A 25,865-nucleotide genomic window follows, 5' to 3' on the forward strand; every position below is an offset into this window, starting at 1 on the left:
TCGCTACAGCGCTGTTGAGGGCGCGCTCGCGAGCGGCTTCGCTGCCGCCGACCTACACCACGCGGTGGGACACGACCGCGCCGAGCCGGCCGGATCACCGCCTCCATATCTCGGGCGAGACGGAACCTGGCTTGCCGGGGTGGGTTATTGCCCAGACGCGTCGAGTGTTGGGAAATGCCTTCAACTGCGATTCAAAGCATGAATTACGATCCGGCGACGAGGACCCTCTCCGTATGGTTTGTCCCAAGCGGAAATCGCTACGATTACGACGACGTGCCGCCGCAGACCTACGCTGCATTCCGCAAAGCCTCGTCAAAAGGCCGGTTCTTCAACGCGTTCATTCGAGATCGGTATAATTACCATTTGGTCGAGCAGAGCCGGTCGGGGTGAGACCCGGGGTACTCCTGTCGTCCGCCAAAGGAACAAATCCACGCGCCGCCACGTTGCATTTCCAGTGCAAATGCTTGTGACAGTGAGGCTATTGTCTTGGCGCCGAGAGCAAATTGGAAGGGCTTCCTGAAAATTGGAGAACTCAGCTGCCCGGTAGCGCTCTATACGGCCGCCTCGACCTCGGAGCGGATCGCCTTCCACACGGTAAACCGCGCCACGGGCCATAGGGTGCATCGCGCCTTCGTCGACAGCGATAGCGGCAAGCCGGTCGAGAAGGACGATCAGGTCAAAGGCTATGAGATCAGCTCGGGTGAGTACGTCGTGCTCGAACCCGATGAGGTCGCAGCCGCTGTCCCCGAGAGCGACAAGACGCTGTCGGTCTCGGCCTTCATCGGCTGTTCCAATGTCGACGATGTGTATTTCGACAAGCCATATTACCTCGCCCCGCCGGACAAACACGCGGAGGAAGCGTTTGGGCTGATCCGCGAAGGCATGCGCAGGAAGAAAGTCGCGGCGATCGCCCAGACCGTCCTGTTCCGGCGCGTCCGGACCCTGCTCATCCGCGCTTATGACGAAGGGCTGGTCGCAACGACGCTGAACTTCGATTACGAGGTGCGATCGGCGGAGGAGGCCTTCGACAACATCCCCGATGTGAAGATCGAGGGCGAGATGCTCGAACTGGCCGAACACATCATCAAGACCAAGAAGGGCAAATTCGATCCGACCAAATTCGACGACCGTTATGAGGCGGCTCTGGCCGAGCTTGTGAAGGCAAAGCTCGAAGGCAAGAAGATCGCAATTCCGAAACCGGCCAAGCGAGAGAAGGTCGTCGATCTTATGGATGCGCTGCGCCAGAGTGCCGGCGTTGGCGGAAAGCAGCCCTCGACAAGAAAGCCCGCGGCAAAATCAAAGCCGGCGCGCCACGCGAAGCCGAAGGAGAAAGCGCCGCATCGGAAGGCCGGCTGACCGATGGCGCTCGAGACCTACCGCAAGAAGCGCGATTTTTCCGTCACCCCGGAGCCGCAGGGCCGCAGGGCGCCCAAGACGGGGAACAGCTTCGTCATACAGAAGCATGATGCGAGGCGGCTTCATTATGATTTTCGTTTGGAAATGGACGGCGTCCTGAAGAGTTGGGCCGTGACAAAAGGGCCGAGCCTGATCCCCGGCGAGAAGCGCCTTGCCGTCCATGTCGAGGACCATCCTTTGGAATATGGCGGTTTCGAAGGCACCATCCGAAAGGGCGAATATGGCGGCGGCACCGTCATCCTGTGGGACAGAGGCACCTGGACGCCGATCGGCGACGCGCGTCGCGGCTATGCGAAAGGCCATCTCGACTTCGAACTTCACGGCGAGAAGCTGGGTGGCCGCTGGCACCTTGTCAGGATGGCCGGAAAGCCGCGGGAGAAGCGCGAGAACTGGCTGCTGATCAAGGGTGACGATGACGCCGCGCGCACGGAAGACGACCCCGACATTCTGGACGAGCGGCCGGAATCCATTGCGACCGGCCGCAAGATCGAGGATGTCGCCGGCGAAGAGCCCGGCTGGTCGTCCAAGACGGGACGCATTCGCAAGCGCCGCGGCGGCCGCACGGGGCCCGCTCCACCGGAAGAGCAGCCTGTCACCGTAAGCGTTCCCGAACCGTCAAAGATCAAGGGCGCCAAGAAGGCAGCGCTCCCCGATTTCGTCGAGCCGACGCTGGCGACCCTGGTCTCGTCAGCGCCGTCCGGCCAACGCTGGCTGCACGAGATCAAATTCGACGGGTACCGGCTGCAGGCCAGGGTTGAAGCCGGCCGCGTCAAGCTGTTGACGCGGAGCGGTCTCGACTGGACGAAGAAATTCGGAAAGGCGATCGTTTCGGCGCTGGCCGATCTCCCTGTCGGGACGGCGCTGATTGATGGTGAACTCGTGGTCGAGACATCCGCCGGCGCGTCGGATTTCTCCGAGCTGCAAGCCGATCTCAGCGAGGGCCGCAGTGACCGCTTTCGCCTGTACGTTTTCGATCTGCTCCATCTCGATGGATACGATCTGCGCGACGTTGCGTCGATCCAGCGCAAGGAATTGCTGGAAAAGATCATCGGCAGTGGCAGCGGCATCATCAGCTACAGCGGACATTTTGAGGAGGATGGCCCCCTGGTGCTGCGACATGCCTGCCGGCTGAGCCTGGAAGGCGTTGTCTCCAAGCTTCGCGATGCGCCTTACCGCGCCGGCCGCAGCAAGAACTGGGTGAAGTCGAAATGCTCGGCGCGGCAGGAATTTGTCGTGGCCGGCTATGTTCCCTCGACAACCTCGCGCAATGCGATCGGTTCGCTTGTCCTGGGTGTCTATGACGACGGCAAGCTTCATCATGTCGGGCGCGTCGGCACCGGCTACACGGCAGCCGTCGCCGAGGGCCTCTTCAAGAAGCTCGAGCGGATACGCATTCCATCGAGCCCGTTCGACGAGCGGCTGAGCGCAGAGGAGACTCGGCAAGTCCGTTATGTCAGGCCGGAACTCGTCGCTGAAATCGAGTTCCGCGCCTGGACCGCCGACGGCAATCTGCGCCACGCCTCATTTCGCGGGTTGCGCGAAGACAAGCCGGCGGAAGAGATCGTGCGCGAAACACCGAAGACCAAGGCAGCAGCGAAACCTCAGCGCCGGACCGTCAAGCTCACCCATCCCGATCGCCTCTACTGGCCGGACCAGGGCGTGACCAAGGAAGGTCTCGCCGACTATTATACCGAGGTCTGGCGCTATGCGTCGCCCTATCTCGTTGGCCGCGCGCTGGCGTTGCTGCGATGCCCCAGCGGTATTTCGGGCGAGCAGTTCTTCCAGAAGCATGCCTGGAAGGGCCTCAACCCCAACATCGTGCTGGTCCACGACCCCAAGGATCCGCCCGACGAGCGGCTGATCAGCATCAATGATCTCGATGGGCTGATCGGTCTCGTCCAGTCGGCGGCGCTGGAGATCCACCCCTGGGGTTCGATGGTGAGCGATTGGGAGCGTCCGGACACGATCATCATGGACCTCGATCCCGGCGAGGACGTGAGCTGGGAGGCGGTGATCGCGGCCGCCGTCGAGACCCGCGACCGGCTGAAGGATGCAGGACTGGTCCCCTTCATCAAGACATCCGGCGGCAAGGGTCTGCACGTCGTGGCGCCATTGAAGCCGAAGGCCGAGTGGCCGGCGGCGAAAGCCTTTACCAAGGCGATAGCCGACTCCATGGCCGCCGACAGCCCCGGCCGCTACGTCTCGACCATCACCAAATCCAAACGGCGCGGAAAAATCCTCGTCGACTATCTGCGCAACCAGCGCGGTGCGACCGCAGTCGCACCCTATTCGACGAGAGCACGACCCGGTGCGGCGGTGTCGATGCCGCTTGCCTGGGACGAGCTCGGCCCCGGCATCGGACCGGCCTATTTTACCGTCGAGAACACGCCGACCCGGCTTGCCTCGCTATCGTCGGATCCCTGGCAGGATTTCCGTGCCGCCGCAGTGCCGATCGAGGACCGTGCAAACCGGCGAGAGAAAGCGGCTTGAGGACGGCATTACGAAGTGCATGCATCGGAATAATCAGGCGATCTGCTCAAACGTGCATTGTTCCGGAGCCTTGTCGGGCCGCCAGCGCATGAACTTGGTGCCATGCCGGAAACGGTCGCCGGTGACGTGATCGAAGCGTACTTCTACCACCAATTCGGGCCGGACCGGCTCCCAGTCGCCGCTGCGCTCGGTGCTCCAGCGGCTCGGCCCGCCCGGTGCCTTCCCGGTAAAGCCCGGCGGTTCGCGCATGGCTTCGAGTTTGCGGGTAAGTTCGGCCCTGTCGTCCTTGGCAATGGTCGAGGTGAAGCCGACGTGATCGAGCTTGCCGGCCTCGTTGTACAATCCCAGCAGCAATGAACCGACCTGCGGGCTGCTGCTGAGATAGCGAAAGCCGCCGACCACACAATCGGCCGACCGCAGCCGCTTTACCTTCACCATAGCGCGCACGCCCGGCTGGTATGGATCGTCCAGCCGCTTGGCGACCACGCCGTCCGTCTCGCCATGTCCGGCATCCCCTAACCAGGAGCGTGCTTCCTTCACATCGCGCGTGCAGTGCGAGAGAACAATGTTCTTGCGCTCTGCCGAAGCAACGAAAGTCTCAAGGATCGCTCGCCGTTCTTCCAGTGTCCGGGCCGACAGAACGGTTCCGTGCTCGTCGCAGAGCATGTCGAACAGGACGATGTGCGCCGGGGTTTCCGCGGACAGCTTGCGGATCCTGCTCTCGGCCGGATGAAGCCGCATCTGGAGCGCGTCGAACGACGGCTTGCCGTCGACCGAGATGACGATTTCACCGTCGACGACAAAACGGGCCGACGGCAGTTCCTTCAATGTCGCGACGAGTTCGGGAAAATACCGTCCGAGCGGCTTGCCCGACTTTGCGCGCAACTCCACCGCGTCATCCTGCCGGAATGCCAGGCAGCGAAAACCATCCCATTTGCGCTCGTATTGCCATCCATCTCCTTCGGGAATCGCATCAGCCGCCTTGGCTTCCATCGGCGGCGTATCGAGTGGCAGGGGGAAATCGCGGGTCATCGGCGGGTGCTGCCGAAAGCAGGATCGCGGGGAATGACCTTCATTGTACTGCCTTAGTCCCCCACCTATTTCCGCTTTCCGGCCTCCGAGCCGATGCTCTTGCGCAGCGCATCCATGATGTTGATCACGTTGCTGGGCGGTTGCTCGGCCTTGGCCTTTGCCTTGGTCGGACCCTTCTTGCCCTTCTTCTTCGAGGCAATGATCTCCAGCAGCCGCGCCTGGACGGGATCTCCGGTCATGGCGGGATCCCACTGCCTGGTTCGCTCATCGATCAGGGTCGAGACCATATCCATCAGTTTCGGGTCGGGTTTGACGTCTTCGATGTTGCCGAAATAATCCTCGGGATCGCGAACCTCGTCGCCATAGCGCAGTGTCCACAGCACGATGCCCTTGCCTCGTGGTTCAAGCATGACGGCGCGCTCGCGGCGATACATGACCAGGCGCGACATTCCGACTGTCCCCGTCGACTGCATGGCGTCGCGAATGACCGAGAATGCCTCCTCCCCGACCGGATCGTCAGGGGTGAGGTAATGGGGCTTGTCGTACCAGATCCAGCCGATGCTGTCGGCATCGACAAACATGTCGATGTCGATGGTACGCGTGCTCTCCAGCGCAACTGCGTCGATCTCATCGTCCTCGAGCAGGACGTATTCGTCCTCGCCGCGCTGATACCCCTTCACCTCGTCGTCTTCAGCAACGGGCTTGCCGCTGACGGCATCGACATATTGGCTGACGACCCGATGCCCGCTCTTGCGATTGAGCGTGTGGAACCGGACCTTTTCGCTCTCGGTGGTAGCGGGTGTCATTGCGACCGGACAGGTCACCAGCGAAAGCTTCAGATAGCCTTTCCAGAAAGGACGTGGCGCCATCGAGGATCCCCGACAGGAGTAAAACAATCGAACGCACCAAGGTGATCGATTGTTCCAGCAGCATTTTTCTCGCGCGCCGCCCAAGGCCCGCAGCCAAGAATCCATCATTTTTCCGGTTCGAGACGGAACCGATCAGCGCAAGCGCAGTTCGAGACAAACAAACAGCCCGGCGGTAGCAAGGACCATTTCAATGTTGGAAGCGATCCGGATCGCAGTCGGCGCTCCATTGTCGGGAAATGCGGCAGCGCTTGGCGCCGAGATGAAGCAGGCGATCGAGCTCGCGGTCGAGGAGCAGAACGCCGACGGTGGCATTGCAGGCTTTCCCGTCATGGTTGAGGGTGCGGACGATCGGGGAAAGGTCGAGACCGGACGTCAGGTCGCCGACGATTTTTGCAGCCGGCCGGATCTGCTTGGCGTCGTTGGCCACTACAATAGCAATGTCACCATCGCCGCGGCGGAGATCTATGCCGCCCACGACGTCCCGATGATCACGCCGATCGCTTCCGACACGGCGCTCACCGAGCGCTCTCTGCGGAATGTCTTTCGCTTCACCAACCGCGACGACCAGACCGGGGCAGCCATTGCCCGTCATCTCCACGACGCCATGGGCAAGCGCCGCGCCGTCCTGGTCGAAACCGAAACCATGTACGGCCACAGCATGGGCATCGCATTCTCGCGGGCATTTCTGTCGCTTGGGGGACGTATCGCGGAGCGGCGCACAGTTCGCGAAGGGAGCCGCGATTTTGACCCGCTGATCGCATCTCTGCGGGCCGATTTCGATCTGTTGTTCTACGGCGGCAGCTTCGAGGGTGCTTTCATCCTGCGCGCGATGCGCCGTGCAGGTCTCGGCCAGCTTTTCGCCGGCGGCGACGGCTGTTGGGACGCGGTGAATTTCCTTGAGCCTGCAGGAGAAACCGCAACATTGGGTGAAGGCGTTCTTGTGCTGTCCGCCACGCCCGAAGTGGGTAGGGTCGCTGGTTCAAGCGATTTCGCCGCGCGCTATGCGGCGCTGTTTGGACCGATCGGCAACTATGCCGTGAACTCCTACGATTCAGCCCGTGTGCTAATCGCCGCAATCAAAAGCGCGATCGCTGAATCCAAGGGAAATCGGAGCCGGCGCGAGGTTCTGACTGCGATGCGGAAGCTCCGCTTCAAAGGTATTGCCTATCGCGATCCCGTGCAGTGGGACGAAAAAGGCGACAATCTGGCCGCCGTCACGGCGCTCCATGTGGTGGAAAATGGCCGATTTCGACAGGTTGCGGAAATCCCGCAGATGCAAAGGGTCGGATAGCTGTGGCCTCACGAGGGCCGCGGCAATTTTTACCAGGGTGAGATGAAACAATTGCCTCCGATCGCCGTTTCGTCAGCAAGACGAATTGGCGAGGAGGCGATGATGGGTGCAGCCGGCCTGGAGGTTTTCGACAAGACGCTGCAGACCGCGAACATCTAGGCACGAGCTACGCACCGATGCCAGGTCCCGCCCTTGCAAAGGTGAAGACAATGTTTTTTGACGCGCCGAGATTCAGGGATCGAACGGATGCGGGGCGCCAGCTTGCCGCCGCTTTGACCGGGTTCGCGGCAAGCGATCCACTGGTGCTGGCGTTGCCGCGTGGCGGAGTGCCGGTTGGCTTCGAAGTGGCGAAGGCACTCCGTGCCCGGCTCGACGTTTTGCTTGTGCGCAAGATCGGCGCGCCGGGCCATTCCGAATATGGCATCGGCGCTGTCGTCGACGGGGAAAATCCGCAGCTCGTCCTCAACGAGGAGGCGATGGCTTTGGTCCAGCCGTCAGACGAGTACGTCGAAGCAGAAAAACGGCGGCAACTGCTCGAAATCGAGCGCCGCAGAAACCTCTATTTCGGCAGCAGGCCTGCGGCTTCGGTCCTGGGCCGGACCGTCATCGTTGTCGATGACGGCATAGCGACCGGAGGCACGGTCAGAGTGGCGCTCAAGGCGCTAAGAAAGGATCGGGCCGCGCATGTTGTCTTGGCCGTTCCGGTAGCCCCCCAGGACACGCTGGACCTGATCAGAGCCGATGTGGACGAAGTGGTCTGTCTCGCCACGCCCGAGCCGTTTGTTGCGGTGGGCCGGTATTATAAGAATTTCGCGCAGACCACGGACGCGGAGGTGGTCCAGTTGCTGCAGCAGGCAGAGCAGTTTGAGAGCAAATCATCGATGCGATCTGCCGGTTAGCTCGTCGCCGACAGCCGAAGGAGTACGCCATGGCTAGCAAGGACCGAAAACAGATTGAGATCGTCGAGCGCGGCGATATTTTCTTTCTCTACCGGCCCAGGGTGGGCGAAACCGATCCAGAAAGTCTTTCCGACGTGCAGCGCTTCTTCGTCGTGCTGCGGCCGGAGCACGCGACGAAGGTGCGGCTTCTCGTCGTCGGGCGCAAGCGGCTGCCCGACGCGCATGAGCACGAGCGTCACTGGGGTTTCGTCGGCGCGATCGCGAGTTCTGCCGCCGCGCTGGAGAAGGACCTTCGCGAAGAAATCTATGATACCAAGACGCGCGGCCGGCAGCGTCTGCCTGCAGCACGCCCGGCGGGCGAAGGCCGTTATCTTGTCGCGCTGCTCAATGGACAATTGCATCTCAGCTACGCGCTCGAACTTCCAGAGCGGCCATCCGAGGTACAACGCGCCTTCAACATCGCACCGCAGGCAAGCTTCGCGCTTTCGGTGAAAAATCCCGAAAAGCCCAGCCCTCCCGGCCTTGGATTGGGACAAGCCCAGGAGCCGGATTATCCAGACAGGCTTCAGCAGGAATTCCGCGGCCGCAGATTCGCTCGCGAGGACATAAAGCTGCTTGATGTGCAGGGCGCTGAATTCATCCTTGTCGGCGCGCGAACCGATCCGGAAAAGGCCTATAATGTCGACCTCGATGTCGAGAAGGAGGATGAGCGCCATTCAGAGATGCTGCGCGAACTCAAAATGGCCAAGTCGCGCCATCCGATAGAACCGCTTTTCAGTGGCGAATGGGCCTGAGCCGTACCGCCCTCCCCTTGAGCTTGCAGCCAACCTGAAAAGAGGGCCGCACGACCGCGCCCTCAGCGGCGGGTGAGCCGTCAGTCCCGCAAACGATTGGCAGCGTGATCCTGGCGCTGCTCAGTTGCGACCTGCTTGGAATCCAGACCGCGTTCCTTCGTATGCTGGGCCTTATCGCGGTTGGACAGGACTTGGTTTTCTTCGAGCTTGTCCTTTGGGGTCGTGCTCATGGCGCCTGTACCGGAACCCTTCCCCCGTGAACCCGCTCCGATGTGCTTCTTGCTACCTTTTGCCATAGGCTTGCTCCAATTCTTAATCGTCGGGACGTTTCTTGTGATAAACGCTCTCCTGATTTTCTCCGCGAAGGATGTTGCGGTCGTCAGGGTCGACAAGGTCGGGAGTCTTGGACCTGATTTCCGATCCTTTGCGCAGCGCTTCACGTTCCGCAGCCGATCTCTTCAGGTCCGCCTCTGCGTCGAAATCCTTGCCGGCGTTCTTGGTGTTCTCCCGCTTTTCAATGATGCGCATTTGCTGCTCATGGGTCCTGCGTCCAGTCATTGTTTCCTCCAAAGTGTCTTGCATTCGATTTGGTGCCCAGATCGCTGGCGGCAATCGTCGACTTCCCGGTGATTGCAGGGCCCACGGTCCTTTGCCGAAGCGGACCAATCGTGGGCCGCCACGATCTGAGCCTGTCCTTATGGCGTTAATGGCAGGGCGGCGGGATCGTTCCGAAGCGGCAGTCCAATAAAACTGTCCATCGCTCATCGAGGGAGACGAATTGGCCGTGCTCATCCGCATCTGCCATCATCCGTCAGTCTTTCTCCTCCTCGCGATACAAGCGCTCTATCGCCCGCTCGCTCTCCCTGCGTTCTGCGGGACCACGACGGCGTCGCGTGAGGAGTGCGTAGGCGATCAGGATTGCCAGTATCAGGGGACCGCCTGCAACGACGAGCAACACATGCTGTTCTCAAACATGGACCATCTCCTTTCCCTCACAACCGAGAAGGCGCAAAAACCGTTCCTGGGTTATGCCGCCAGTCGCCAATGTCTGCGATTTGGCTGCCGACCCACCAAGCCTTCGTCATTCCCAGGGCGGAGCGAATGCGAAGCGGAGCACAGACCCTGGGATGGCGAAGGGAGGGTGTAGTTGCGAGCCCGCGAGCCCTGGCCTGAACCTCCAAACGCGGCCTCTTGCGGCGTTTTGCCAAGCAGAGGCGGAGCCCCGCCTCTCAGGCGACGCTACCCGGGTCGCAACGGCTGCCGTTCCGATGGAACATCCCGGCATCTCCGTCGTTCGGCGACTGATCGCCGATGTCCACGTCTGACGCCCCACGCCGCAGCGAGAGCTGCATGCCCAGGCCGAACTCGAGAGGACGGCGGACCTTCTCGCCGCACCCGTTGCCAAGGCTTTGCTCGGCAAAGCCGTCCTGCCGGACGATCACCCGCACGTCATGGGCGGAATAGGAATATTGGGCTCGCTGACCTCGCAGGAGATCATGGAGGAATGCGAGGCAATGCTGATCGTCGGCTCGACCTTCCCCTACATCGAATACTACCCCAAGCCGGGCAAGGCGCGCGGCGTGCAGATCGACCGCAATGCGCAGCGCATCGGCCTGCGCCGTCCCGTCGAGGCCGGCCTCGTCGGCGATCGGCCATCACGCTGCAATTGCTCAATGAAAGGCTGAAGCCAAAGCAGGAGAGATCCTTTCTCGAAGATGCGCAACAGAGCCTACAGCGCTGGCGCAGGATGATGGCCGAGACGGAAAGCCGGGACGACGTGCCGCTCAAGCCGCAACGCGTCGTCAAGGCGTTCGGCGACCGAATGCCGGCCAATGCGATCCTGGCTAGCGATTCCGGTCAGAACACTGAACCTGCCGCCCGTCATATCGATATCAAGGCAGGACGGGATTTCGCCGTCTCCGGCTCGCTGGCATCGATGGCCTGCGGGCTGCCCTAAGCGATTGCCGGCGGGATCGCCTTTCCGGGCCGGCCGGTTTTGGCGGTTGTGGGCGATGGCGGGCTGGCAATGCAGCGTGGCGAATTTTCGACGGCCGTGCGTTACAAGATTCCGCTCAAGCTTCTGGTGATCAAGAACAACATGCTCAACAAGATCGCCTGGGAGCAGATGATGTTCCTCGGCAGCCCGCAATTTGCCTGCGAACTCCAGCCGATCGATTTCGCTTTGGCCGCTGAAGCTATGGGAGGCATCGGCTACAGCGTCACCCGGCCTGAGGACGTCGACGGGGTCCTTGATGCCGCTTTTGCCGCGGAAGGTCCGGTGATCATAGAGGCGGTCGTCGACGCGTATGAACCTATGCTGCCGCCGCGCATGCCGGACGAATATCGCAAGAACATGCGATCAGCGCTGCGGGAAACGCCAGGCCGTAAGGAGATCGAAGCAAACCTCGCTCGGGAGCCGCTGAAGACGATGATTGGCTGACTGCAGGTTCCCCTGGGCGGTCAGTCCTTGACGTAGGCGCCTGGCTGGCGACCGCTCTTCGGAGTTTTGGCATCCTTGGAACGCTCGGCGATCGACGGACCGGCGCCGGATGTCTTTTCGGTCGCGGCACTAGGCGTGGACTGCCGGAGCGGGTTCTGCCCTTGGGACTGACGGGTCTTGTCCTCCGCCTCGTCCTTCGACCGTGTCAGGCCCATCCCGCCGGCAGGCTTCTTGTTGCCGGCCGCCTCTTGGGAAAATTGATCCGACGCGTCTGCATCTTTCTTGGCAGGGTACTTGGTCGCGCCATGTTCGTAACGGGTCTCATTTTCAGTCACGGCGTTTCTCCGATTGCCTCCTGCATTGCGGTTAAACAGTCTTGCGACGGTCCGGGTTCCAACTGTGCTAGAGCGGCGGACGGCCGCCATGTGCGACGCATGCAGCGCCGTGCCGTCAAAACGGGCACGGTGCCGCTGGCGCGGCTGCGGATATTCGGCGACGCTCAGGCGTCCTCCGTCAGTCAGGCCTCTTGCCATGGCGTGCGAATGATATCGGCGCCCGGCTGCTCGTCGAACAGGACCGCGCAGCCGCGCTCCAGCGCCACCGGCGACAGGGCGTTGGCCACGATTTCGTCCGGCGAGATGAAATCCCCGGTCAGCACCCGCAACTCTTCCACGGCTTTGGCCATCGACACCAATCGCCCTACGGCGCGGTCGGTCGTGCAGGCGTCGATGACGGAAACGAGATCGATCATTTCGAAGTGACCCATCATAGGCCTCCGCAAACAGCGTCCCTTTCCGGCTATGAACGTCGCAGCTATCGACAATGTTCCCGGCCTGGCCGAACAGAGCGAGTTTTCCGAACCTGCCGGCCAACCATTCGGTTTCAAGCACGGCGCATCACATCGCTTTTCAGGATTGCCCACCGGTGTTGTCTATCGCGTCCTTGAGCTTGCTCAGGAATGTCACCAGAGCATCCTCCGGCCGATCGGCCGCCTCGGTCAGCATGTCGATGCCCCAGCGTCCGAGGACCGCTTCCTGGACGACGCTCGGTTGCGGCATGAAGACGAACGATTTCGGACGATTCTTCTCATAACCGGACCGCCGCCAGGTTTCCCAAAGCCGATACAGCAACAGACGGATGTTCATGTCGGACATGCTGTAGCCGATGAACAGGATGGTGCGCCCCAGTGCGTCGGCACGAAACTTCACGTCCAATGGCGACTCGAACGACAGCCGCTCGAAATAATCGGATTCCGCCAGAACCAGCGATGCGTCGTCGTCGAAATCGCCGTGGTATTTGATGATCTGAGTTACCTCGTCGCTCGCCTTGGCTATGTCTTTCGCATTGGCCACTTTTACGAACGGACGGTCGTGGATTTCGAACGCAACCTCAAGGTTCCGATCGTAGTTGGTGGTGTAGATGATCGGGAAATCGAGTGACACGATCAGCTCGTGGATCGCCGATCCCTTCACTTTTTCCCGCGAGACGCTCCATTCGCGATCCATCCAGCTGCGCAAGGGGCCGATACTCCCATGCTTCAGCCGGTAATATTCGGCAAGAGCCTGGTAGCTGGGTTCAGGCATATCCACCATGTCGCGGTCGAGGCCGAGTTCATCCTCCATATGCTCGATGAGCTTCTCCCAGGACGGCAGGCCGACGCTCATCGACACCCCCGCTCCAACGAACAAGATCGCTCGTCGCTCTTTCACCGACTGAGCCAGTCGCTCGAGTGCAGACGGCATAGCCAACTCACCAGGCAATGATCCAACACAACTGCGAGAGGCGTCCTCTGTTCCGGAGCGACCCGGAACACCGCCAAGTCTGTTCATAAAATCGGGGGTGTTCAGTAAATGCGGCGCAGGCTGGAACCGCTGAGGCAGATCGAAGTTTGGCTGTCAGGGAGACTATGATGGCCACACAACGAGATCAGACGCCCGCCAAAAAGAGAGGCGATATTCAGGCCGGGGCGACGCAGGATAAGACCCCGGGGTTCGACCCTGCCGCTGCACCCGAAGAGACCGACGCCGAAGCGGCGGATGTGCCGAATCCCGCCGCCGAGGCTCGTCCACGGCGACAGCCAGAGTTCACGAATGAAGCAAGCTTCGGCAATGCGATGCGGCCGGTGGAAAGCAAGCCTGGTCTTCAGCCTGGCAAAAACTGGCCGGTGCTGGTGATTGCCGCAGTCGTTCTCATAGCGGGCGCGGTCTTCGTGATAGCAGCCATGCTGGGCTAGCGAGTAGGTTTCCAGAGCTTATTGGCCCCTGAACATGAAACGGCACAGATATACGTGAGCCATCCCCCGTGAACTTTCGTAAGGATCTGGCCGGATCGCCGGCCGCCATGTCACGCCCGAAAGCATAGCTCAGTTCGGTGAGCGCCGTGATGAACCGGGCCGATCTTGCCGAAGAACCAGCCGATGATGCCGCAGGGTAGATGCCGAACAGCGCCGAGACCATCACGTGGATGGCACCCAAATAAATCGACTCGCCATTTCACAAACCACTCATGATCAGTTTCCCGACCGCCAACTCGCTCGGGAAATAGCCGCTGTATTTGGGCAAGCTATCGGGCATGTCCCGCACACGACGGTGATAAAATATATCCATGCGAACCTGCGGCAGACGGGCCTCGGCTCGAAATTGCTGGCCGGGATGAACATCACCTTGAATGGCCCGACGCCCGCAACCTCCACAACGGGCTTGCCGCAAGTCCGGCAGACCCCGCGATTGAAGTTCGGCGGCGGACGGTATTTCTTGAATGAGATATTGCCGGCGTTTTTCAGCACGACATCCTTGGCGCGAACGGCGACCACATCCGCGAACGGTTTGCCGTTGAACGCCTGACAGATCAGGCAGTGGCACCGGAACCTGGCTTTCGGGGAGGTATGCACCTCGAACGAGCAAGCGCCGCATTCGCAGGAACCGCGCAGCGGCAACGATGTGTGGGTGGTCATGTGCGGATGCTCCTGAGCTTGTTTTGATGACGGCATGCTGGTCACCGGAGCATCATGTTGAGGATTGTATCGATCGGTTGTCTGAAGGGGGCACGCAGAAGGTTGGAGAGGTTCCAACGGCCCTGCTCATAGATCCCCTTGGCATGGCTGAGGGTACGGAAGCCTTCGATGCCATGGTACGCCCCCATGCCGCTGGGACCGACACCGCCGAAGGGCAAGTCATCCTGGGCGATGTGCATGATTGTGCCGTTGATGGTGACGTTGCCGGAGGTCGTTCGGCTCAGCACCTTGCGCCGGTCCTCGTCATCGGCGCCGAAGTAGTAGAGCGCGAGTGGCCGAGGCCGGGCGTTCACGTAGGCGATCGCTTCTTCGATGTCGCGGTAGGGAAAAATCGGCAGGACCGGGCCGAAGATTTCCTCATGAGCGATGCTCATGTCGTCGGTGGCGCCGAGGACGACGGTTGGCGCCAGCGTGTTGAGGCGACGGGATGCATCGCTGGGCTGGTTGCCGACCTCGATGATCCGCGCTCCCTTGGAGCGGGCGTCGTCGATCAGACTCTGAAGCCGGGCATGGTGCCGCTCGTTTATGATCGAGGTGTAATGCTCACTCGTCGGACCGTCAGGATAAAAGGAAGTCACCTTCCGGTCATATGCCTTGACGAATGCGTCGACCTCGCTTTCGTGGACGAGTGCATAGTCCGGGGCGATGCAGGTTTGTCCGGCGCTGAGCAGCTTTCCGTAGGCAATTGACCCGGCCGCCTGGTCGAGGGCGTTGCCCTTGGCGACGATGCTGGGCGACTTGCCCCCGAGTTCGAGGGTAACCGGAACGAGGTTGTCGCTTGCGGCCTTCATCACCGTTCGCCTACTGCGGTGCTCCCGGTGAAGACCAAGTGGTCGAACGGCAAGGCCGTGAAGGCCGCCCCCACGGCCGCATCGCCAGTGACGATCGCGAACTGATCTTCGGCGAAAATCTCGCCGAACATTTTTGCGAGCAGCGCATTGGTGACGGGCGTGAACTCCGAGGGTTTCAGCATCACCCGGTTTCCAGCGGCGATGGCCGTGACGACCGGCATCAGCGCGAGGTTCACCGGATAGTTCCACGGCGACATGACGCCGACGACACCAAGCGGCTGATATTCGATGCGAGCGTTGCCCATTCGCATATGCAGGGCGACGTGGCGGCGGGTCGGCGCCATGAATTTGCGAAGGTTTCGGATCAGATACTTCGTGCCCTCGGCGACCCCTCCGACCTCCATGATCGCCGTCTCATACCTCGAGCGATGCCCGAAATCGGCATTGATGGCATCTTCGATCGCTTTGCGATGCCCGATGATCATGGCCCTGAACTTGGCCAGATCAGCGCGTCGCTGCGCCAGCGAAGGCGCTCCGTCATGCAGGAAGGCAGCACGCTGGCCGGCGAGGAGGCTGCCCAGCCGATCAGCGTCAGTGATTTTTGCGATTGCGTTCATGGTCCACTCCGATGTAGACAGGAGAAACTTACGCCCTTGACATACGCCCTTAAGTAGCCACTGTCAACAATGTATTCACAAGAAACTTTGAGGTACCATGCAGGACGCACCCAACCGCCCCTATCACCACGGTGATCTCCGTCGTGCGGTCATCGAAACGGCGTTGGATATGCTTCGGGAGGAGAAGGGCTGGCAGTTCACGCTGCGGGAAGTCGCCCGCCGGGCAGGCGTAAGCCACGCGGCACCCTACAAGCACTTCCCCGATAAGGCCGCGCTGCTTGCGGAGATCGCTATGATTGGGTTCGACCGGCTGCGCGAGTCCCTATCGGCAGCGAAGTCTGAAGCGCCGAAATCTCTGCGCGACGAAATTACTCCGATAGCTCGTGCCTACGTCGCGTTCGGAACGGACAACCCGGCTCTCTACCGCCTGATGTTTAGCGCGGAGGAGGGAAAAGCGGTGGGAATGCATCTCAATGAGCGGGCGCTGGCGGTATTCGATGTTCTCCTCGAAATCCTCCGGCGCGGCCAGGCCGCGGGGAGCATTCGCAAGCGGCCGATAGAAGGTCAGGCGGCAGCCGCCTGGGGACTCGTCCACGGCATGACCATGCTTGCGATCGATGGGCTCCTGGTGCCCGAGAAGGTGGGATCGGCCCCCTTGGATGCGGCCTTGAGCACGCTGGTGGAAGGGCTGGGGAACCCAGCAGCATGACACTAGCTGACGCCATCCCGTTCGCCCCATAATCCGCCTACCGTATATCTGTGCCCCCTTTATTGTTCAGGGGCCGTATTCGTACCCGAAGGCAAAATCATTGTGCGCATCGGTCGCGGCGATCGCAGCCTGGCCGAAAGCGACTGCGATCTGGTTCAGGGTCCTGACCAGGTCGCCGATGGCATACACCCCATCGAGCGAAGTCCGCTGATGCTTGTCGACGATGACATAGCCCTCGTCGCAGCATTCGATGCCCATTGCCAGCGCGAGTTCGGAACGTACCCGGCATCCCATCGCCGGATAGATGACGTCGAAATGGCGCATCTCGCCGTCCTTGAGGACGGCCTGGTAGCCGCTGTCGGTGGGAACAAACTTTTTGAACGCGTCGCAAACAGCAATGTTCTCTTCCATGGCCACGCGCCGTGTGCTGGTGGAAAAATCGGGAAGATAGCGTGCGAGGATCGTGACGTGCTGCGTATACTGCTTGAGGAACAAGGCCTCTCGCAGTGCCTTCGCCTCATGGCCGATGACCGCGACCTGACGATCTATGACCTCGTAGCCGTCACAAACCGGGCAAAGGCGTACGCTGCCTCTGGCGATGGCCTCGCGCAGACGCGGGATTGCCGGCACGACGTCGACGATACCTGTTGCCAGGAATACCTTGCGGGCGACGATCCGCCCCGCGTTGGTCTCGGCGCCAAACCCGCCTACGGTCGGCTCGATCGATGACGCCTGATCCTGCACCAGTGTCGCTCCGTATTCGGCGGCCTGCGCACGAAGGCGCTGCAGAAGATCGGGGCCGCTGATCCCTTCGGGAAATCCCGGGCAGTTACGGCTTTGCGCAATCAGCATCGCGCGCGATTCACCCGCGTCGACCACGACGACCCGATGACGGAACCTGCCGAGATAGAGAGCGGCCGCCAGCCCCGCAGGTCCGCCGCCAACAATGAGAACATCCGCTTCAGTCGCGGATGAGGCTGAATGTCGGCGTTTGCGCACGGGTTGATCCATCCGCGCCGAACGCACTCGTGGGAAAGATGTTCCCGCGCTGAAATCGAAAGCCGCGACATCCGTCGCGGCAAGCCGTCACCACTCGATCGCCGGTCGCGCGATCATCAGCCAGAAAATCCCGAGGACGGCAGCAAAGGCGGGAAAGCCAAAGGCGAACCACAGCCAGAAAAGCCTGATATATCGGGCCGGCAGCGGGGCCCCTGCTTTGGCGGCTTCGGACGCCAGATTGCGCATCTCCATCTGCATCCATACCACCGGCAGCCAGAATGCGCCGGTGACGATGTAAAGCGCGATGGAAAGCGCGATCCAGCCTTCGGAGAGCGCGTAACCCGCCTGCCAGGCGAGCGCGACGCCGGTTATCGGCTGCGCCACGACGGCAGTTGCCGTGAAGAGAAAATCGGCGATCACCACGATGCGCGCCACTGCCGCAATTGTTGCTGTGTCGCCGGTCCTGTGGGCGAGAAGCATGAAGAAGGCAATGCCGGCGCCGGTGCCAAGCAGCACGCTGGCACCGATGACATGCAGGTACTTCAGCACGAAATAGAGCATCAGCGCTCCTCCAGGATCGCCAGGGCAACGAAGTGAAGGACGATGATCGGCAAGACCTTCAGGAACGGCCCAAGCGGTTCGTTCCACAGGTCCGGGCGCAGGAAAGTGCCCACGACCAGGTAGAACAGCGAGAGCGCGATGCCAGCGTAGAGGCCTTTTCGCGCCGTTGGCCGCCAGGCTATGAGTGCACCGACGACGACGTCGGCAAGAGCGCCGGCGACCACGGCAGGCGCCGACAACATGCCAGCCCCCGTGCTTTGCATAAGGCCGATGCCGTTGCCGTAGCCAGTGGTCAGCGACACAACCCCCGTCATGATCCAGAACAACGGCAGGACGACGAAGATTGCAGGCTTGGCGAAATAAAGCCCGGCAAACCATTTCTCCTGCACCGTTGCCGGATTGGGCGCGAGGAACTGCGCCAAGCTTTGTGGCTGTATGCCGGTCAAGGAAATCCAGTCCGATGGATCTCCGAGCGCCCCTCGCGTGATCTCCCTGGCGGCGTTGGTGCGCATCGGAGGCCGCCAGCCGAGCAACGCGGCAAGATCGCCGAGGCGGTAGAGAAGCCGCGCAACCCATCCCGGCAAGGCAAGCCTGGGTACGGGAGCCCAGCCGAGCCAGCGGCGGAAAGTGCCGACAATCTCGTCCATGGTCAGCTGTTCGGGGCCTGCAAGTTCCAGCGCCAGACGAGACGGACTGCCGGGATTGAGAAAGAAGAGCACCGTCGAGACCACATCCTCGAGCTGCACGACCTGGAGCCGGCCGGTATCTGGCATTGACGGCAGGACCGGCAGCGAGGCCAGACCGCGAAACAATGCACTGGCCCCAAACACAGGCCGGCCGAGCACTACGGAAGGGCGAAGGATTATCCAGTCCAGATCAAGCGCCATGAGGGCCTGATCGCCAGCATATTTCGTCGCCGAGAACGACGAAGGCTGTGCCCGATCGACACCCATTGCCGAGAAGTGGATCACCTTGGCAACGCCGGCGCGCGCGCAGGCGCGAAAAAGAGCCGACGCCGCATCGCGATGAACTTGTCCGGTCTTTTCGCGAGGGCTGTCCTGCAGAACCCCGGCACAGTTCACGACGACATCGATGCCGGCCAGATGCGGCAGCCAATCTTCAGGGCGTAGCGCGATCGCCATGTCCAGCACCAGCAAGTGGTAGTCGCGGGCTGCATTTGCCTGAGGGCTACGGACGATGCCGACCACCTCATGTCCTTCGGAAACGAGGCGGGAACAGACCGATGCGCCGATCAGGCCGGTGGCGCCAGCAACGAGAATTCTCATCGGACCCAGATCTCCGGTGCCGGAGGGATATTGTTCATTCTACGCTCTGACTTGCGAATGTTCGACGTGCCCGCTCGCGCGAGAACCGTCGGGCAGCGCGGAACAAACCATCGATCGCGGGATTAGGAAAGCACCAGGAGGTCTATCATGGACAGGGAAGAGCGTATCAGGCGGCGAGCCCATGAAATCTGGGAGCGTGAAGGCCGTCCGGAAGGGCGGGAGCGCGAGCACTGGGATCAGGCCGTGCAAGAGATCGAGGCAGAGGATTCCGAAGCAGAACGTGGCCCGGTCATGCCTGACCCGACCGTTGGTGCGGGCTCCGAACCCAATACGGGCGGCACCAAACCACCGAGATAACGGGTAGCCGACGTCTTGATCGGCGGTTTCGGCACGGAAAGGAAAATGCCATGCCTCGTCTGATCGCCTTGATCGTGATTGTATTGTCGGTGGTCTTCATCGGTTGGCTTTGGATCGACCAGACCGGCCAGACGAGCGACGGGACTCAGCCTGCGCCGCGCAATAGACCAGGATGGATGATGACGGCAGTTGAACTCCATTCCGGGCAGGACCTGCAAGTTCTCGCAGTGGACGCGATCCTCGCCTAACTCGAGGGCGCGGGATCCTCGTTCCTGTATTCGTGAATGAGGCCAAGGATTTGCGATCGGACCAACCCGCGAGCCTCTGGCTGAACGAACGGCATCAAGAGTTCGACCCGCTCCTCGACTTTCTCGGGAAGATCCGCAGCAGGATCGATGAGGTCGTTGCCGTGCGCATGCGCTCTTTAGTCGGGAAGGCCAGCCTTCCGGTAGCCTTCGACGAAGCGCTGGAGCACTTCCTCGTTGTCGAATGGCTGCGATGTTGCCCAGTGCCGGATGCTGAAATGGGGATCGTTCATCATGAAGAATTCCGCCTCCTGACGGGCTTCATCCAGGCGCCCGAGCTGCGCGAGGGCTGCCGCAAGCAAGCGCCGCGACGTGGTGCGGTAGGTTTCCGGCTTGCGCAAAGCCTCAACCGCGGATTGATAGTCGCCGAGCGCATAATAGGCTTGGCCTGCCATCCAATAGTACCATCCCGGTGGGCGCGGATTGAGCCGCAACGCCCGCTTCACGAATTCGACGCCCTTGACCGCGTCGCCCCTCAGGGTGATGAGATCCGAGCGTATCGCCCAGGCATCGGCATGATTGGGATCGAGCTTGAAGGTTGCCTCGAACTCGGCATCCGATTCCGCGTAACGCCGTTCGTGACCAAGTATGATGCCCAGCCCCCAGCGGTTCCCCGCATCGTTAGGGTCGAGCGCCACAGCCCGCTGCGCTTCCGCCAGCGCGCGTGGCTGGTTGGTTTGCTTCGGCTCGTTCCAGAACAGCCAGCCAAGCCAATGATTGAGGGCCAGCAAGCTATGTGCCTCGGCATAGTCGGGATCGAGTCCAATCGCCTTTTCCAGGAGCAGGCGCGCTTCCCGCGCGCCCAACCCGGTCTGAAAACTGACGCCGCGGGCTCGCACGCAAAGGTCATAGGCTTCGAGACTCGTCGGCCGTTTGCGCGCCGGCTGTCCGGCCAATCGGCCGACAAGGGCTTCGACGATCTTGGCCGTGACCTCGTCCTGCACTGCAAAGATGTCCTCGAGGCTGCTGTCGTAGCGCTCGGCCCAGATATGATCGCCGCCGATCGCGTCGATCAGTTGCGCATTGATGCGCACGCGCGCCGCGGCACGCCGGGCGCTGCCTTCAACCACATAGCGCACCCCAAGATCACGCGCGGTCAAACGCACATCGACCGACCGTCCCTTGTAAGCAAAGGTTGAGTTGCGCGCGATGACGAAGAGGCCGGCGCAGCGAGACAGGTCGGTGATCAGGTCTTCGGTCAAGCCGTCGACAAAGGTTTCCTGCTCCGGATCGTTGCTCATGTTGGTGAAGGGCAAGACCGCGATCGAGGGCTTGTCGGGCAATTCGAGCGATTCCAGTCGGCCGACCGGAGCGGCTCTCGGAACGTGCAGGTTCACGCGATAGCAGTATATCGGCTCGGCTATATTCTTCACACGCTGCTCGCCCATGGGCTCGAACGCAAACGCCAGCTTCTGCCTGACCTCCTTGGACACCTTCTCCGAAACGCAGATGCCACCGGGCTCGGCGAGTTGTTGGAGACGCGACGCCACGTTCACGCCCTCGCCATAGCGATCGTCCCCTTCGACGATCACTTCTCCAAGGTTGATTCCGATCCGGACTTCGAAGCGCTGGTCTTCGGCGACGCTCGCGTTACGCTCCGCCATGCCGCGCTGAAGCGTGACCGCGCATTCGACCGCATCCACCACGCTGCCAAACTCCGCCAGCAGACCGTCTCCCATCAGCTTGAAGATTCGCCCGTGTCGCGTCGCGATTTCCGGCTCGAACAGCTCTTTGCGGCCACGTTTCAGCCGGTCGAAGGTGCCCGCTTCATCCGCCTCCATGAGCGCCGAGTACCCGACAACATCGATGGCAAGGATTGCAGCGAGCTTCCGCTCCATGTTGAGCCTCAGAAAGATTCACGACTCGCAAGCCGCAGGTCAGAGGCAGGCAGGACCGACGCCTCCGGCCTTACCGGCCTATGATACCACAGATCACGCCTCTTGAGACTATTGCTCGCGCGACGCCCCAGCTCTCCAGCCGCAGCGCCACTGACGCGCGAGTCCCACCTATCCCTCCGCTTGTTCGCGGCAGTTGCCTCGCAACCGGACTGTGAACCCCTTTGGCTCAAACGTTTCCCTTGGGCCGTGCTCGTTTGAAGGTCTGAAAAGGTCAGAAGCGGGCATTCGCGAACGTCGACTTTGACCCATTGCGGGCATTGGCCTTCTAATCACTGCCTCACCGAGCCGACTTTGCGAATATCCTGCGGACAATCTCGTCCTCGTTGGCATCAAAGCAGCGGCCGTGGCTGAGAATGACCCGCCGCGGTTGCCACGATCGGAGCTTGCCTATTACTGCCTTTGCTTTCTGCCGCTGCAGGAGAATTGACAGCCGCATGCCGAAGAAGGTCCGCCCGTGGGGATGGTCCATCCGAGTCAGCTTGATCGCCGTGCGCCAGGGTTCATCGATCATGTCCAGTTCGAGATTGATGATCGTGTCTGTGAGGATCAGCGTCTTTGAAGCGTAGTGGAAAAATATGAACTCTTTGAAGTAGCCACCGGGAAACAGCGTCTGGTCCATGTCCCGCCGCCACGCCTCCGGCGGATTGGTCTCCAAATCTCGCGTGAACGTCACATCGGCGTGCCGTGCCAGCGCTCTTTGGCGAACTCTGGGTGATGCCCAGGTGATTGCCTCTGGAAAGACCTTCGACCACTCACCGATATGAGCGTAGTGAAACTGGTTGGGTGAAACGAGGTGGCGGATCCTGCCCAAGTTCCGCAACTCTTCGGCCAGCGTCACAGAGAACTTGATGGGCGAATGAAGGAACAGATCACCGTTCGACAGGCGCACCACCGTCATCCGAGTAGTAAATGGCAGCGGAAGCTTTACTCCGGCTATCGTCAGATATTCAAACGGGCCGTCAACGACGCCAATATCAGGTCCCTGACATTTGTAAACGTTGATGGGGTCGTAGAGGGACGCACCCATGGTCCTCTCCAACTTGTCAGCTGCGGCGCAAGGACAACATAATCCGGTTGGTCATACAATGCGTCCGGCCTGAAAGGCCGCTTGCCATTCAGAAAAGTCCGTCAGACCTGTCCGCTGCAAAAAAGTGAATGAGCTCAAAGCCGACCTTCGGCGCTGACACTGCGGCGGCCAATGGATTCCAAACTACATGTTAATACGATTTCCACGTGCGAATGACCGCTTTGCGCCTGATATCGGCCATTGAGGTGACCGTTGCCACTGCCTGAAAGCAGACATGGTTGGCGACCATTCTGGAGGCCGCGGTTGCGCCATCTGCGGTAGTTCGAGGGATCCCCGATGAACGGTAGCAGTCGGCCCCTTCCAGAAGTTCGTGCGCGAGTGCCTACGGCACATTATCTACACCTAATGTATAACCTAGCCGATTTCGAAGAAATGGGACATAGTTGAGGAGCATATGATCTCTTGTTCATGAATCCGGGCGAGTCGCCCGGCAGCGATTGGAGATATGAGATGGCAGCCAATTGGGACTTTTATCAGACTCTTAACTCCGGCCGGATCGAGTGGCCGAAGGGTGATCAGACAGTCAGCCCAGGGTACACCCCCAGGTGGGTAGAGGCCTGGGCTGTGCAGGGCGGCGGCATGGGCGCAGGGCAGGACTTTCCGGGCCCCAGTCAAAGCACCGCCCACGGTGCAGGTTGGTCAGCTTTCCCGCCCAACCGCTGGACTGCAGACTGGCCGGGGTGGATAAGCGGAACCTTCCAGCCCGGGCCGGCAGTCGGGATCGCGCTCTTGGCTTCGCGCAATGGCGGGGCTTCTGAATACAATTGGTGGTTTGGAGCTATCTGTCTGCAATAGCAGCTCTCGGTAACTGTCGAGCGAGGCATAGATGGAGAGATGAAATGGCCATCGACCAAGATTTCATCAAGAATTTCGAGGATCAGATCTTGGTCCTTGAGAGCATAGAGAAGGCGGTCCAAGAGGGGATCCGAGACGCCAAGCAAAAGCTAGATCGAATCAAAAACGGGGAACCTATGGACGACGTCTTTGGTGTCCCGCCAAAGAAATAAGTCCGGCGGCTCAGGGCGGGCGGCAATGAGAAACTCCCCACTGGCTCCGCTCAGGGCCGCGTAATCCCGTGTGTTCAAAGCCGAGCGTGGTCTTCGGGCGTGCGAACAGCGTCTCGACCGGGCGTATCCGCCATTCGATGCGCACGGCCTCGCGTCTTCATGGACGCTGCGGAGAACGTCGCGCACCGCCGTTTTTGGACAGCAGCGGACTTGAGTTCACAATGTTGGCAGTCTCGTTTGCTGGACCGATTGTTTCCGGTTTCCGCCGTTGACATTGTCGGAGAGTGGGAACGTGAAGTTGCGACGATACTTGCATGAGCGGCTTGCCAACGGGACAGGTGAACTGGTTCTGGACCGAATCGAAGTTGAAGTCAGCGCAGCTGAAGGTCCGTCATCGGCGTTCGCAACGCGATTTCTATGGTTGCGTTACCCCGGCGAACGCCACCAGATCGGCCACCGTGAAGTTTCCAGGCGTGGACGAAGGAAGGATAGGTGTGAACCCACCGGCGACGTTCAGATAGGATGACGCATCTCGCTTCAAGATCCTGACAAACGTCTCCGCCACGATCCTGCCGCCGACCGGGCCCAACTGATTTCCGCCGGCGAGGACGGCAGCCTCGCGAAGGACGTAATACCACAGTGGCGTCTTGTTCAGCAGTAAACCGCCGCTGGAATTCAGCACAGCCATTTCGGCCGCCGGCAGCCCAGATGTCAACTGCGCCGCGGTCATCGGCGCAATGCCGAATGAGTTGGCCATGCCCTGTCCACTCGGCAGACCGAGAGCTAGAGCGCGCCGGAGGTTTCGCGTTGCCAGAATCGCCATCATTCCAGAGAATCCGGGCAACGATTCCAATCCGTTAGCCATGAAGCTATCGATTTTCCGGGCCTTGTTGTGAATCGGTACTGGCACTCCGGTGTCAAAGAACGCGTTGAAGTCAACGACCCAGGTGGAAAAGACCGGCAGCCGTGGATCGCGATTGAACTCAAAGACCTGTCCAAGTGTGGCTTTCGGGAAGTTGAAATTCACCCAGTACGTATCACGGATCATACTGTGGCCGAACCGGTACGCTGCCACGGCGAACTCGACGGGCATTCGGAACGAGCTGCCGATGGGAGCAGATACGCTCGCCATCGCGTTGTTCACGGCAGCCAGTCCGCAGATTCTTTCCAGAAAGTCATGCACCACGGCCCATTGGTAGTGATGGGTCACGATCCGTTTGGCCTCTGCGAAGATGTCGCCCGCAAACGCTACTGCCACCAGCAGATCAACGACGGCGTTATGGAAACGCAGCATAGCGTGCTGGAACTGTACGATGATCAGATTTTCGTCGTTGCGCGGATCGCCGATCGCAGCAGTATTCGTACCCTGCATGCGGGGCACATCCCAGTTCGTCTGCTGGACCATGCCCGATTTGTCACCGTTGTTGCTGGGGCCGCCCGGGCCAATAGGAGTGTTCGAGCCCCTATGCAGCTTGATTGCGGTAGCTGGACCAGATGTAGGAAATACGTAGAGAAATGGATCTAAGCCAGGCCCGCGGCCGTAAACGGAATCCAGATCGAGCGCCGGGCTCCTCATGTTACTGATTGTATTCGCATCGGTAGCGGCGTCGAGAGTCGACGAGACGTCGAACGTGATGTCATGGTCGACAAACTGACCAAAATAAGTGAAGCCTGCTGGTATCGAAGACACGCCCGCATTAGCGGGATTGTGAGACGCAGGATTAGGATCGCGGCCGGGGTCTCCCATCATGTTACCGAGTTGGCCGAGGAGTGCTTGCGTCGCGACATTGAATGGCAACTTCGTTGCCGCACGGGTGGCCGCGGACGACATGTATCCGAAGCGATCTGCACAGGCAGAACTCAGCCAGGGAAACGGGAACCAGTAGAGCGGAATTTTAACGCCGTGAAAACGTCGAATCCCCGGCTTTAGCAGGGCAACGAGTTCAGGTTAACGACGGCGTGTAATTTGTGGCCCGCCGCAGGTTAGCGTGATTCAAAGAGGCT

The 25,865-nt window shown here is 60.8% G+C and carries 26 protein-coding genes and 2 pseudogenes; 12 read left to right on the forward strand and 16 right to left on the reverse strand.

Going from position 1 to position 25,865, the window contains the following annotated elements; all coding sequences use genetic code 11:
- Nucleotides 1–174 precede the first annotated feature (174 nt).
- From AC0L3I_RS34960 to ligD, 3 genes are all read left to right on the forward strand, one after another.
- Nucleotides 175–390, forward strand: a complete 216-nt coding sequence (locus tag AC0L3I_RS34960; protein ID WP_473529977.1) for a KTSC domain-containing protein — start codon at nucleotides 175–177, stop codon at nucleotides 388–390.
- A 96-nt stretch (nucleotides 391–486) separates the two neighbouring features.
- A complete protein-coding gene (gene ku / locus AC0L3I_RS34965; protein WP_473529978.1) occupies nucleotides 487–1,356 on the forward strand; it encodes a non-homologous end joining protein Ku in 870 nt (289 codons plus the stop codon).
- A 3-nt stretch (nucleotides 1,357–1,359) separates the two neighbouring features.
- Nucleotides 1,360–3,906, forward strand: a complete 2,547-nt coding sequence (gene ligD / locus AC0L3I_RS34970; protein WP_473529979.1) for a DNA ligase D — start codon at nucleotides 1,360–1,362, stop codon at nucleotides 3,904–3,906.
- 33 nt (nucleotides 3,907–3,939) lie between these two features.
- Here ligD and AC0L3I_RS34975 read toward each other — a convergent pair whose 3' ends face one another.
- Nucleotides 3,940–4,938 (reverse strand): ATP-dependent DNA ligase, encoded by a 999-nt coding sequence (locus AC0L3I_RS34975; protein ID WP_473529980.1) that lies wholly within the window; start codon nucleotides 4,936–4,938, stop codon nucleotides 3,940–3,942.
- Between the two features lie 65 nt (nucleotides 4,939–5,003).
- Entirely contained in the window at nucleotides 5,004–5,807 is an 804-nt protein-coding gene (ku, locus tag AC0L3I_RS34980; protein WP_473489117.1) for a non-homologous end joining protein Ku, read from the reverse strand.
- Nucleotides 5,808–5,997: 190 nt separating this feature from the next.
- Here ku (AC0L3I_RS34980) and AC0L3I_RS34985 point away from each other — a divergent pair, with 190 nt between their 5' ends.
- The 3 genes from AC0L3I_RS34985 to AC0L3I_RS34995 all read left to right on the forward strand — a co-directional run bounded on the left by AC0L3I_RS34985 (nucleotide 5,998) and on the right by AC0L3I_RS34995 (nucleotide 8,791).
- Nucleotides 5,998–7,098, forward strand: coding sequence for a branched-chain amino acid ABC transporter substrate-binding protein (locus AC0L3I_RS34985; RefSeq protein ID WP_473529981.1), 1,101 nt, complete (start codon nucleotides 5,998–6,000; stop codon nucleotides 7,096–7,098).
- A 176-nt stretch (nucleotides 7,099–7,274) separates the two neighbouring features.
- Nucleotides 7,275–7,997: a phosphoribosyltransferase gene (locus AC0L3I_RS34990; protein WP_473529982.1), complete on the forward strand. Its 723-nt coding sequence runs from the start codon at nucleotides 7,275–7,277 to the stop codon at nucleotides 7,995–7,997.
- Between the two features lie 29 nt (nucleotides 7,998–8,026).
- Entirely contained in the window at nucleotides 8,027–8,791 is a 765-nt protein-coding gene (locus AC0L3I_RS34995) for a hypothetical protein (protein WP_473489120.1), read from the forward strand.
- Between the two features lie 80 nt (nucleotides 8,792–8,871).
- On the opposite strand, the gene AC0L3I_RS35000 is transcribed toward AC0L3I_RS34995, so the two are convergent.
- The 3 genes from AC0L3I_RS35000 to AC0L3I_RS35010 form a co-directional block, all read right to left on the reverse strand.
- The gene (locus tag AC0L3I_RS35000) at nucleotides 8,872–9,087 is read right to left on the reverse strand and encodes a hypothetical protein (protein ID WP_123149535.1); all 216 of its coding nucleotides are present in this window, start codon (nucleotides 9,085–9,087) and stop codon (nucleotides 8,872–8,874) included.
- A gap of 16 nt (nucleotides 9,088–9,103) precedes the next feature.
- Nucleotides 9,104–9,349: a hypothetical protein gene (locus AC0L3I_RS35005; protein WP_473529983.1), complete on the reverse strand. Its 246-nt coding sequence runs from the start codon at nucleotides 9,347–9,349 to the stop codon at nucleotides 9,104–9,106.
- A gap of 671 nt (nucleotides 9,350–10,020) precedes the next feature.
- The gene (locus AC0L3I_RS35010; RefSeq protein ID WP_473529984.1) at nucleotides 10,021–10,233 is read right to left on the reverse strand and encodes a hypothetical protein; all 213 of its coding nucleotides are present in this window, start codon (nucleotides 10,231–10,233) and stop codon (nucleotides 10,021–10,023) included.
- Between AC0L3I_RS35010 and AC0L3I_RS35015 the strand changes: the two are divergent.
- A pseudogene (locus AC0L3I_RS35015) lies at nucleotides 10,138–11,231 on the forward strand (thiamine pyrophosphate-dependent enzyme); the annotation flags it as partial. The gene AC0L3I_RS35010 and the pseudogene AC0L3I_RS35015 sit on opposite strands and share 96 nt — an antisense overlap.
- A gap of 20 nt (nucleotides 11,232–11,251) precedes the next feature.
- On the opposite strand, the gene AC0L3I_RS35020 reads toward AC0L3I_RS35015, so the two are convergent.
- From AC0L3I_RS35020 to AC0L3I_RS35030, 3 genes are all read right to left on the reverse strand, one after another.
- Nucleotides 11,252–11,566, reverse strand: coding sequence for a hypothetical protein (locus tag AC0L3I_RS35020; RefSeq protein WP_473529985.1), 315 nt, complete (start codon nucleotides 11,564–11,566; stop codon nucleotides 11,252–11,254).
- Nucleotides 11,567–11,748: 182 nt separating this feature from the next.
- A complete protein-coding gene (locus AC0L3I_RS35025) occupies nucleotides 11,749–11,997 on the reverse strand; it encodes a hypothetical protein (RefSeq protein ID WP_473489125.1) in 249 nt (82 codons plus the stop codon).
- A gap of 142 nt (nucleotides 11,998–12,139) precedes the next feature.
- A complete protein-coding gene (locus tag AC0L3I_RS35030) occupies nucleotides 12,140–12,973 on the reverse strand; it encodes an SIR2 family NAD-dependent protein deacylase (protein ID WP_473529986.1) in 834 nt (277 codons plus the stop codon).
- A gap of 167 nt (nucleotides 12,974–13,140) precedes the next feature.
- On the opposite strand from AC0L3I_RS35030, the gene AC0L3I_RS35035 reads away from it, so the two are divergent.
- Nucleotides 13,141–13,464 (forward strand): hypothetical protein, encoded by a 324-nt coding sequence (locus tag AC0L3I_RS35035; RefSeq protein ID WP_473529987.1) that lies wholly within the window; start codon nucleotides 13,141–13,143, stop codon nucleotides 13,462–13,464.
- 276 nt (nucleotides 13,465–13,740) lie between these two features.
- Here AC0L3I_RS35035 and AC0L3I_RS35040 read toward each other — a convergent pair whose 3' ends face one another.
- Nucleotides 13,741–14,220 carry a GFA family protein gene (locus AC0L3I_RS35040; protein WP_473529995.1) on the reverse strand — a complete coding sequence of 160 codons (480 nt, stop codon included), beginning with the start codon at nucleotides 14,218–14,220 and terminating at the stop codon, nucleotides 13,741–13,743.
- 5 nt (nucleotides 14,221–14,225) lie between these two features.
- Nucleotides 14,226–15,652 (reverse strand): annotated as a pseudogene (locus AC0L3I_RS35045) (coniferyl aldehyde dehydrogenase).
- A gap of 97 nt (nucleotides 15,653–15,749) precedes the next feature.
- On the opposite strand from AC0L3I_RS35045, the gene AC0L3I_RS35050 reads away from it, so the two are divergent.
- Nucleotides 15,750–16,361, forward strand: a complete 612-nt coding sequence (locus tag AC0L3I_RS35050) for a TetR/AcrR family transcriptional regulator (RefSeq protein ID WP_473529988.1) — start codon at nucleotides 15,750–15,752, stop codon at nucleotides 16,359–16,361.
- Between the two features lie 66 nt (nucleotides 16,362–16,427).
- Here the strand turns inward: AC0L3I_RS35050 and AC0L3I_RS35055 are convergent, their stop codons facing one another.
- Genes AC0L3I_RS35055 through AC0L3I_RS35065 form a run of 3 tightly spaced genes read right to left on the reverse strand, consistent with a single transcriptional unit; the run spans nucleotide 16,428 to nucleotide 19,207 of the window.
- Nucleotides 16,428–17,387, reverse strand: coding sequence for an NAD(P)/FAD-dependent oxidoreductase (locus AC0L3I_RS35055; protein WP_473529989.1), 960 nt, complete (start codon nucleotides 17,385–17,387; stop codon nucleotides 16,428–16,430).
- A 60-nt stretch (nucleotides 17,388–17,447) separates the two neighbouring features.
- Nucleotides 17,448–17,921, reverse strand: a complete 474-nt coding sequence (locus tag AC0L3I_RS35060; RefSeq protein WP_473529990.1) for a DUF2269 family protein — start codon at nucleotides 17,919–17,921, stop codon at nucleotides 17,448–17,450.
- Nucleotides 17,921–19,207 carry an SDR family oxidoreductase gene (locus AC0L3I_RS35065; RefSeq protein ID WP_473529991.1) on the reverse strand — a complete coding sequence of 429 codons (1,287 nt, stop codon included), beginning with the start codon at nucleotides 19,205–19,207 and terminating at the stop codon, nucleotides 17,921–17,923. Before AC0L3I_RS35065 ends, AC0L3I_RS35060 begins: the two co-directional genes overlap by 1 nt.
- A gap of 147 nt (nucleotides 19,208–19,354) precedes the next feature.
- On the opposite strand from AC0L3I_RS35065, the gene AC0L3I_RS35070 reads away from it, so the two are divergent.
- Together AC0L3I_RS35070 and AC0L3I_RS35075 are read left to right on the forward strand one after the other, a co-directional pair.
- The gene (locus AC0L3I_RS35070; RefSeq protein ID WP_473529992.1) at nucleotides 19,355–19,564 is read left to right on the forward strand and encodes a DUF2934 domain-containing protein; all 210 of its coding nucleotides are present in this window, start codon (nucleotides 19,355–19,357) and stop codon (nucleotides 19,562–19,564) included.
- A gap of 50 nt (nucleotides 19,565–19,614) precedes the next feature.
- Complete coding sequence (locus AC0L3I_RS35075) at nucleotides 19,615–19,812, forward strand: hypothetical protein (protein ID WP_123149525.1); 198 nt, start codon at nucleotides 19,615–19,617, stop codon at nucleotides 19,810–19,812.
- A gap of 176 nt (nucleotides 19,813–19,988) precedes the next feature.
- Here the strand turns inward: AC0L3I_RS35075 and AC0L3I_RS35080 are convergent, their stop codons facing one another.
- Together AC0L3I_RS35080 and AC0L3I_RS35085 are read right to left on the reverse strand one after the other, a co-directional pair.
- Nucleotides 19,989–21,707: an adenylate/guanylate cyclase domain-containing protein gene (locus AC0L3I_RS35080; RefSeq protein WP_473529993.1), complete on the reverse strand. Its 1,719-nt coding sequence runs from the start codon at nucleotides 21,705–21,707 to the stop codon at nucleotides 19,989–19,991.
- A gap of 337 nt (nucleotides 21,708–22,044) precedes the next feature.
- Nucleotides 22,045–22,794 carry a DUF4336 domain-containing protein gene (locus AC0L3I_RS35085; protein ID WP_473485108.1) on the reverse strand — a complete coding sequence of 250 codons (750 nt, stop codon included), beginning with the start codon at nucleotides 22,792–22,794 and terminating at the stop codon, nucleotides 22,045–22,047.
- A gap of 899 nt (nucleotides 22,795–23,693) precedes the next feature.
- Between AC0L3I_RS35085 and AC0L3I_RS35090 the strand changes: the two genes are divergently transcribed.
- The gene (locus tag AC0L3I_RS35090) at nucleotides 23,694–23,861 is read left to right on the forward strand and encodes a hypothetical protein (protein ID WP_473485106.1); all 168 of its coding nucleotides are present in this window, start codon (nucleotides 23,694–23,696) and stop codon (nucleotides 23,859–23,861) included.
- A 415-nt stretch (nucleotides 23,862–24,276) separates the two neighbouring features.
- Here the strand turns inward: AC0L3I_RS35090 and AC0L3I_RS35095 are convergent, their stop codons facing one another.
- Nucleotides 24,277–25,692: a peroxidase family protein gene (locus tag AC0L3I_RS35095; protein ID WP_473529994.1), complete on the reverse strand. Its 1,416-nt coding sequence runs from the start codon at nucleotides 25,690–25,692 to the stop codon at nucleotides 24,277–24,279.
- Nucleotides 25,693–25,865 lie beyond the last annotated feature (173 nt).

Source organism: Mesorhizobium sp. WSM4840 (assembly GCF_055811755.1).

Excerpts from the sequence above, each read along its gene's own strand:
- AC0L3I_RS34960 (WP_473529977.1), top strand. The coding sequence starts at position 175 with ATGCCTTCAACTGCGATTCAAAGCATGAATTACGATCCGGCGACGAGG.
- ligD (WP_473529979.1), top strand. The coding sequence starts at position 1,360 with ATGGCGCTCGAGACCTACCGCAAGAAGCGCGATTTTTCCGTCACCCCG.
- AC0L3I_RS34975 (WP_473529980.1), bottom strand. The coding sequence starts at position 4,938 with ATGACCCGCGATTTCCCCCTGCCACTCGATACGCCGCCGATGGAAGCC.
- ku (WP_473489117.1), bottom strand. The coding sequence starts at position 5,807 with ATGGCGCCACGTCCTTTCTGGAAAGGCTATCTGAAGCTTTCGCTGGTG.
- AC0L3I_RS34985 (WP_473529981.1), top strand. The coding sequence starts at position 5,998 with ATGTTGGAAGCGATCCGGATCGCAGTCGGCGCTCCATTGTCGGGAAAT.
- AC0L3I_RS34990 (WP_473529982.1), top strand. The coding sequence starts at position 7,275 with ATGCCAGGTCCCGCCCTTGCAAAGGTGAAGACAATGTTTTTTGACGCG.
- AC0L3I_RS34995 (WP_473489120.1), top strand. The coding sequence starts at position 8,027 with ATGGCTAGCAAGGACCGAAAACAGATTGAGATCGTCGAGCGCGGCGAT.
- AC0L3I_RS35000 (WP_123149535.1), bottom strand. The coding sequence starts at position 9,087 with ATGGCAAAAGGTAGCAAGAAGCACATCGGAGCGGGTTCACGGGGGAAG.
- AC0L3I_RS35005 (WP_473529983.1), bottom strand. The coding sequence starts at position 9,349 with ATGACTGGACGCAGGACCCATGAGCAGCAAATGCGCATCATTGAAAAG.
- AC0L3I_RS35025 (WP_473489125.1), bottom strand. The coding sequence starts at position 11,997 with ATGGGTCACTTCGAAATGATCGATCTCGTTTCCGTCATCGACGCCTGC.
- AC0L3I_RS35030 (WP_473529986.1), bottom strand. The coding sequence starts at position 12,973 with ATGCCGTCTGCACTCGAGCGACTGGCTCAGTCGGTGAAAGAGCGACGA.
- AC0L3I_RS35035 (WP_473529987.1), top strand. The coding sequence starts at position 13,141 with ATGGCCACACAACGAGATCAGACGCCCGCCAAAAAGAGAGGCGATATT.
- AC0L3I_RS35040 (WP_473529995.1), bottom strand. The coding sequence starts at position 14,220 with ATGCCGTCATCAAAACAAGCTCAGGAGCATCCGCACATGACCACCCAC.
- AC0L3I_RS35050 (WP_473529988.1), top strand. The coding sequence starts at position 15,750 with ATGCAGGACGCACCCAACCGCCCCTATCACCACGGTGATCTCCGTCGT.
- AC0L3I_RS35060 (WP_473529990.1), bottom strand. The coding sequence starts at position 17,921 with ATGCTCTATTTCGTGCTGAAGTACCTGCATGTCATCGGTGCCAGCGTG.
- AC0L3I_RS35065 (WP_473529991.1), bottom strand. The coding sequence starts at position 19,207 with ATGAGAATTCTCGTTGCTGGCGCCACCGGCCTGATCGGCGCATCGGTC.
- AC0L3I_RS35070 (WP_473529992.1), top strand. The coding sequence starts at position 19,355 with ATGGACAGGGAAGAGCGTATCAGGCGGCGAGCCCATGAAATCTGGGAG.
- AC0L3I_RS35075 (WP_123149525.1), top strand. The coding sequence starts at position 19,615 with ATGCCTCGTCTGATCGCCTTGATCGTGATTGTATTGTCGGTGGTCTTC.
- AC0L3I_RS35080 (WP_473529993.1), bottom strand. The coding sequence starts at position 21,707 with ATGGAGCGGAAGCTCGCTGCAATCCTTGCCATCGATGTTGTCGGGTAC.
- AC0L3I_RS35085 (WP_473485108.1), bottom strand. The coding sequence starts at position 22,794 with ATGGGTGCGTCCCTCTACGACCCCATCAACGTTTACAAATGTCAGGGA.
- AC0L3I_RS35090 (WP_473485106.1), top strand. The coding sequence starts at position 23,694 with ATGGCCATCGACCAAGATTTCATCAAGAATTTCGAGGATCAGATCTTG.
- AC0L3I_RS35095 (WP_473529994.1), bottom strand. The coding sequence starts at position 25,692 with ATGTCGTCCGCGGCCACCCGTGCGGCAACGAAGTTGCCATTCAATGTC.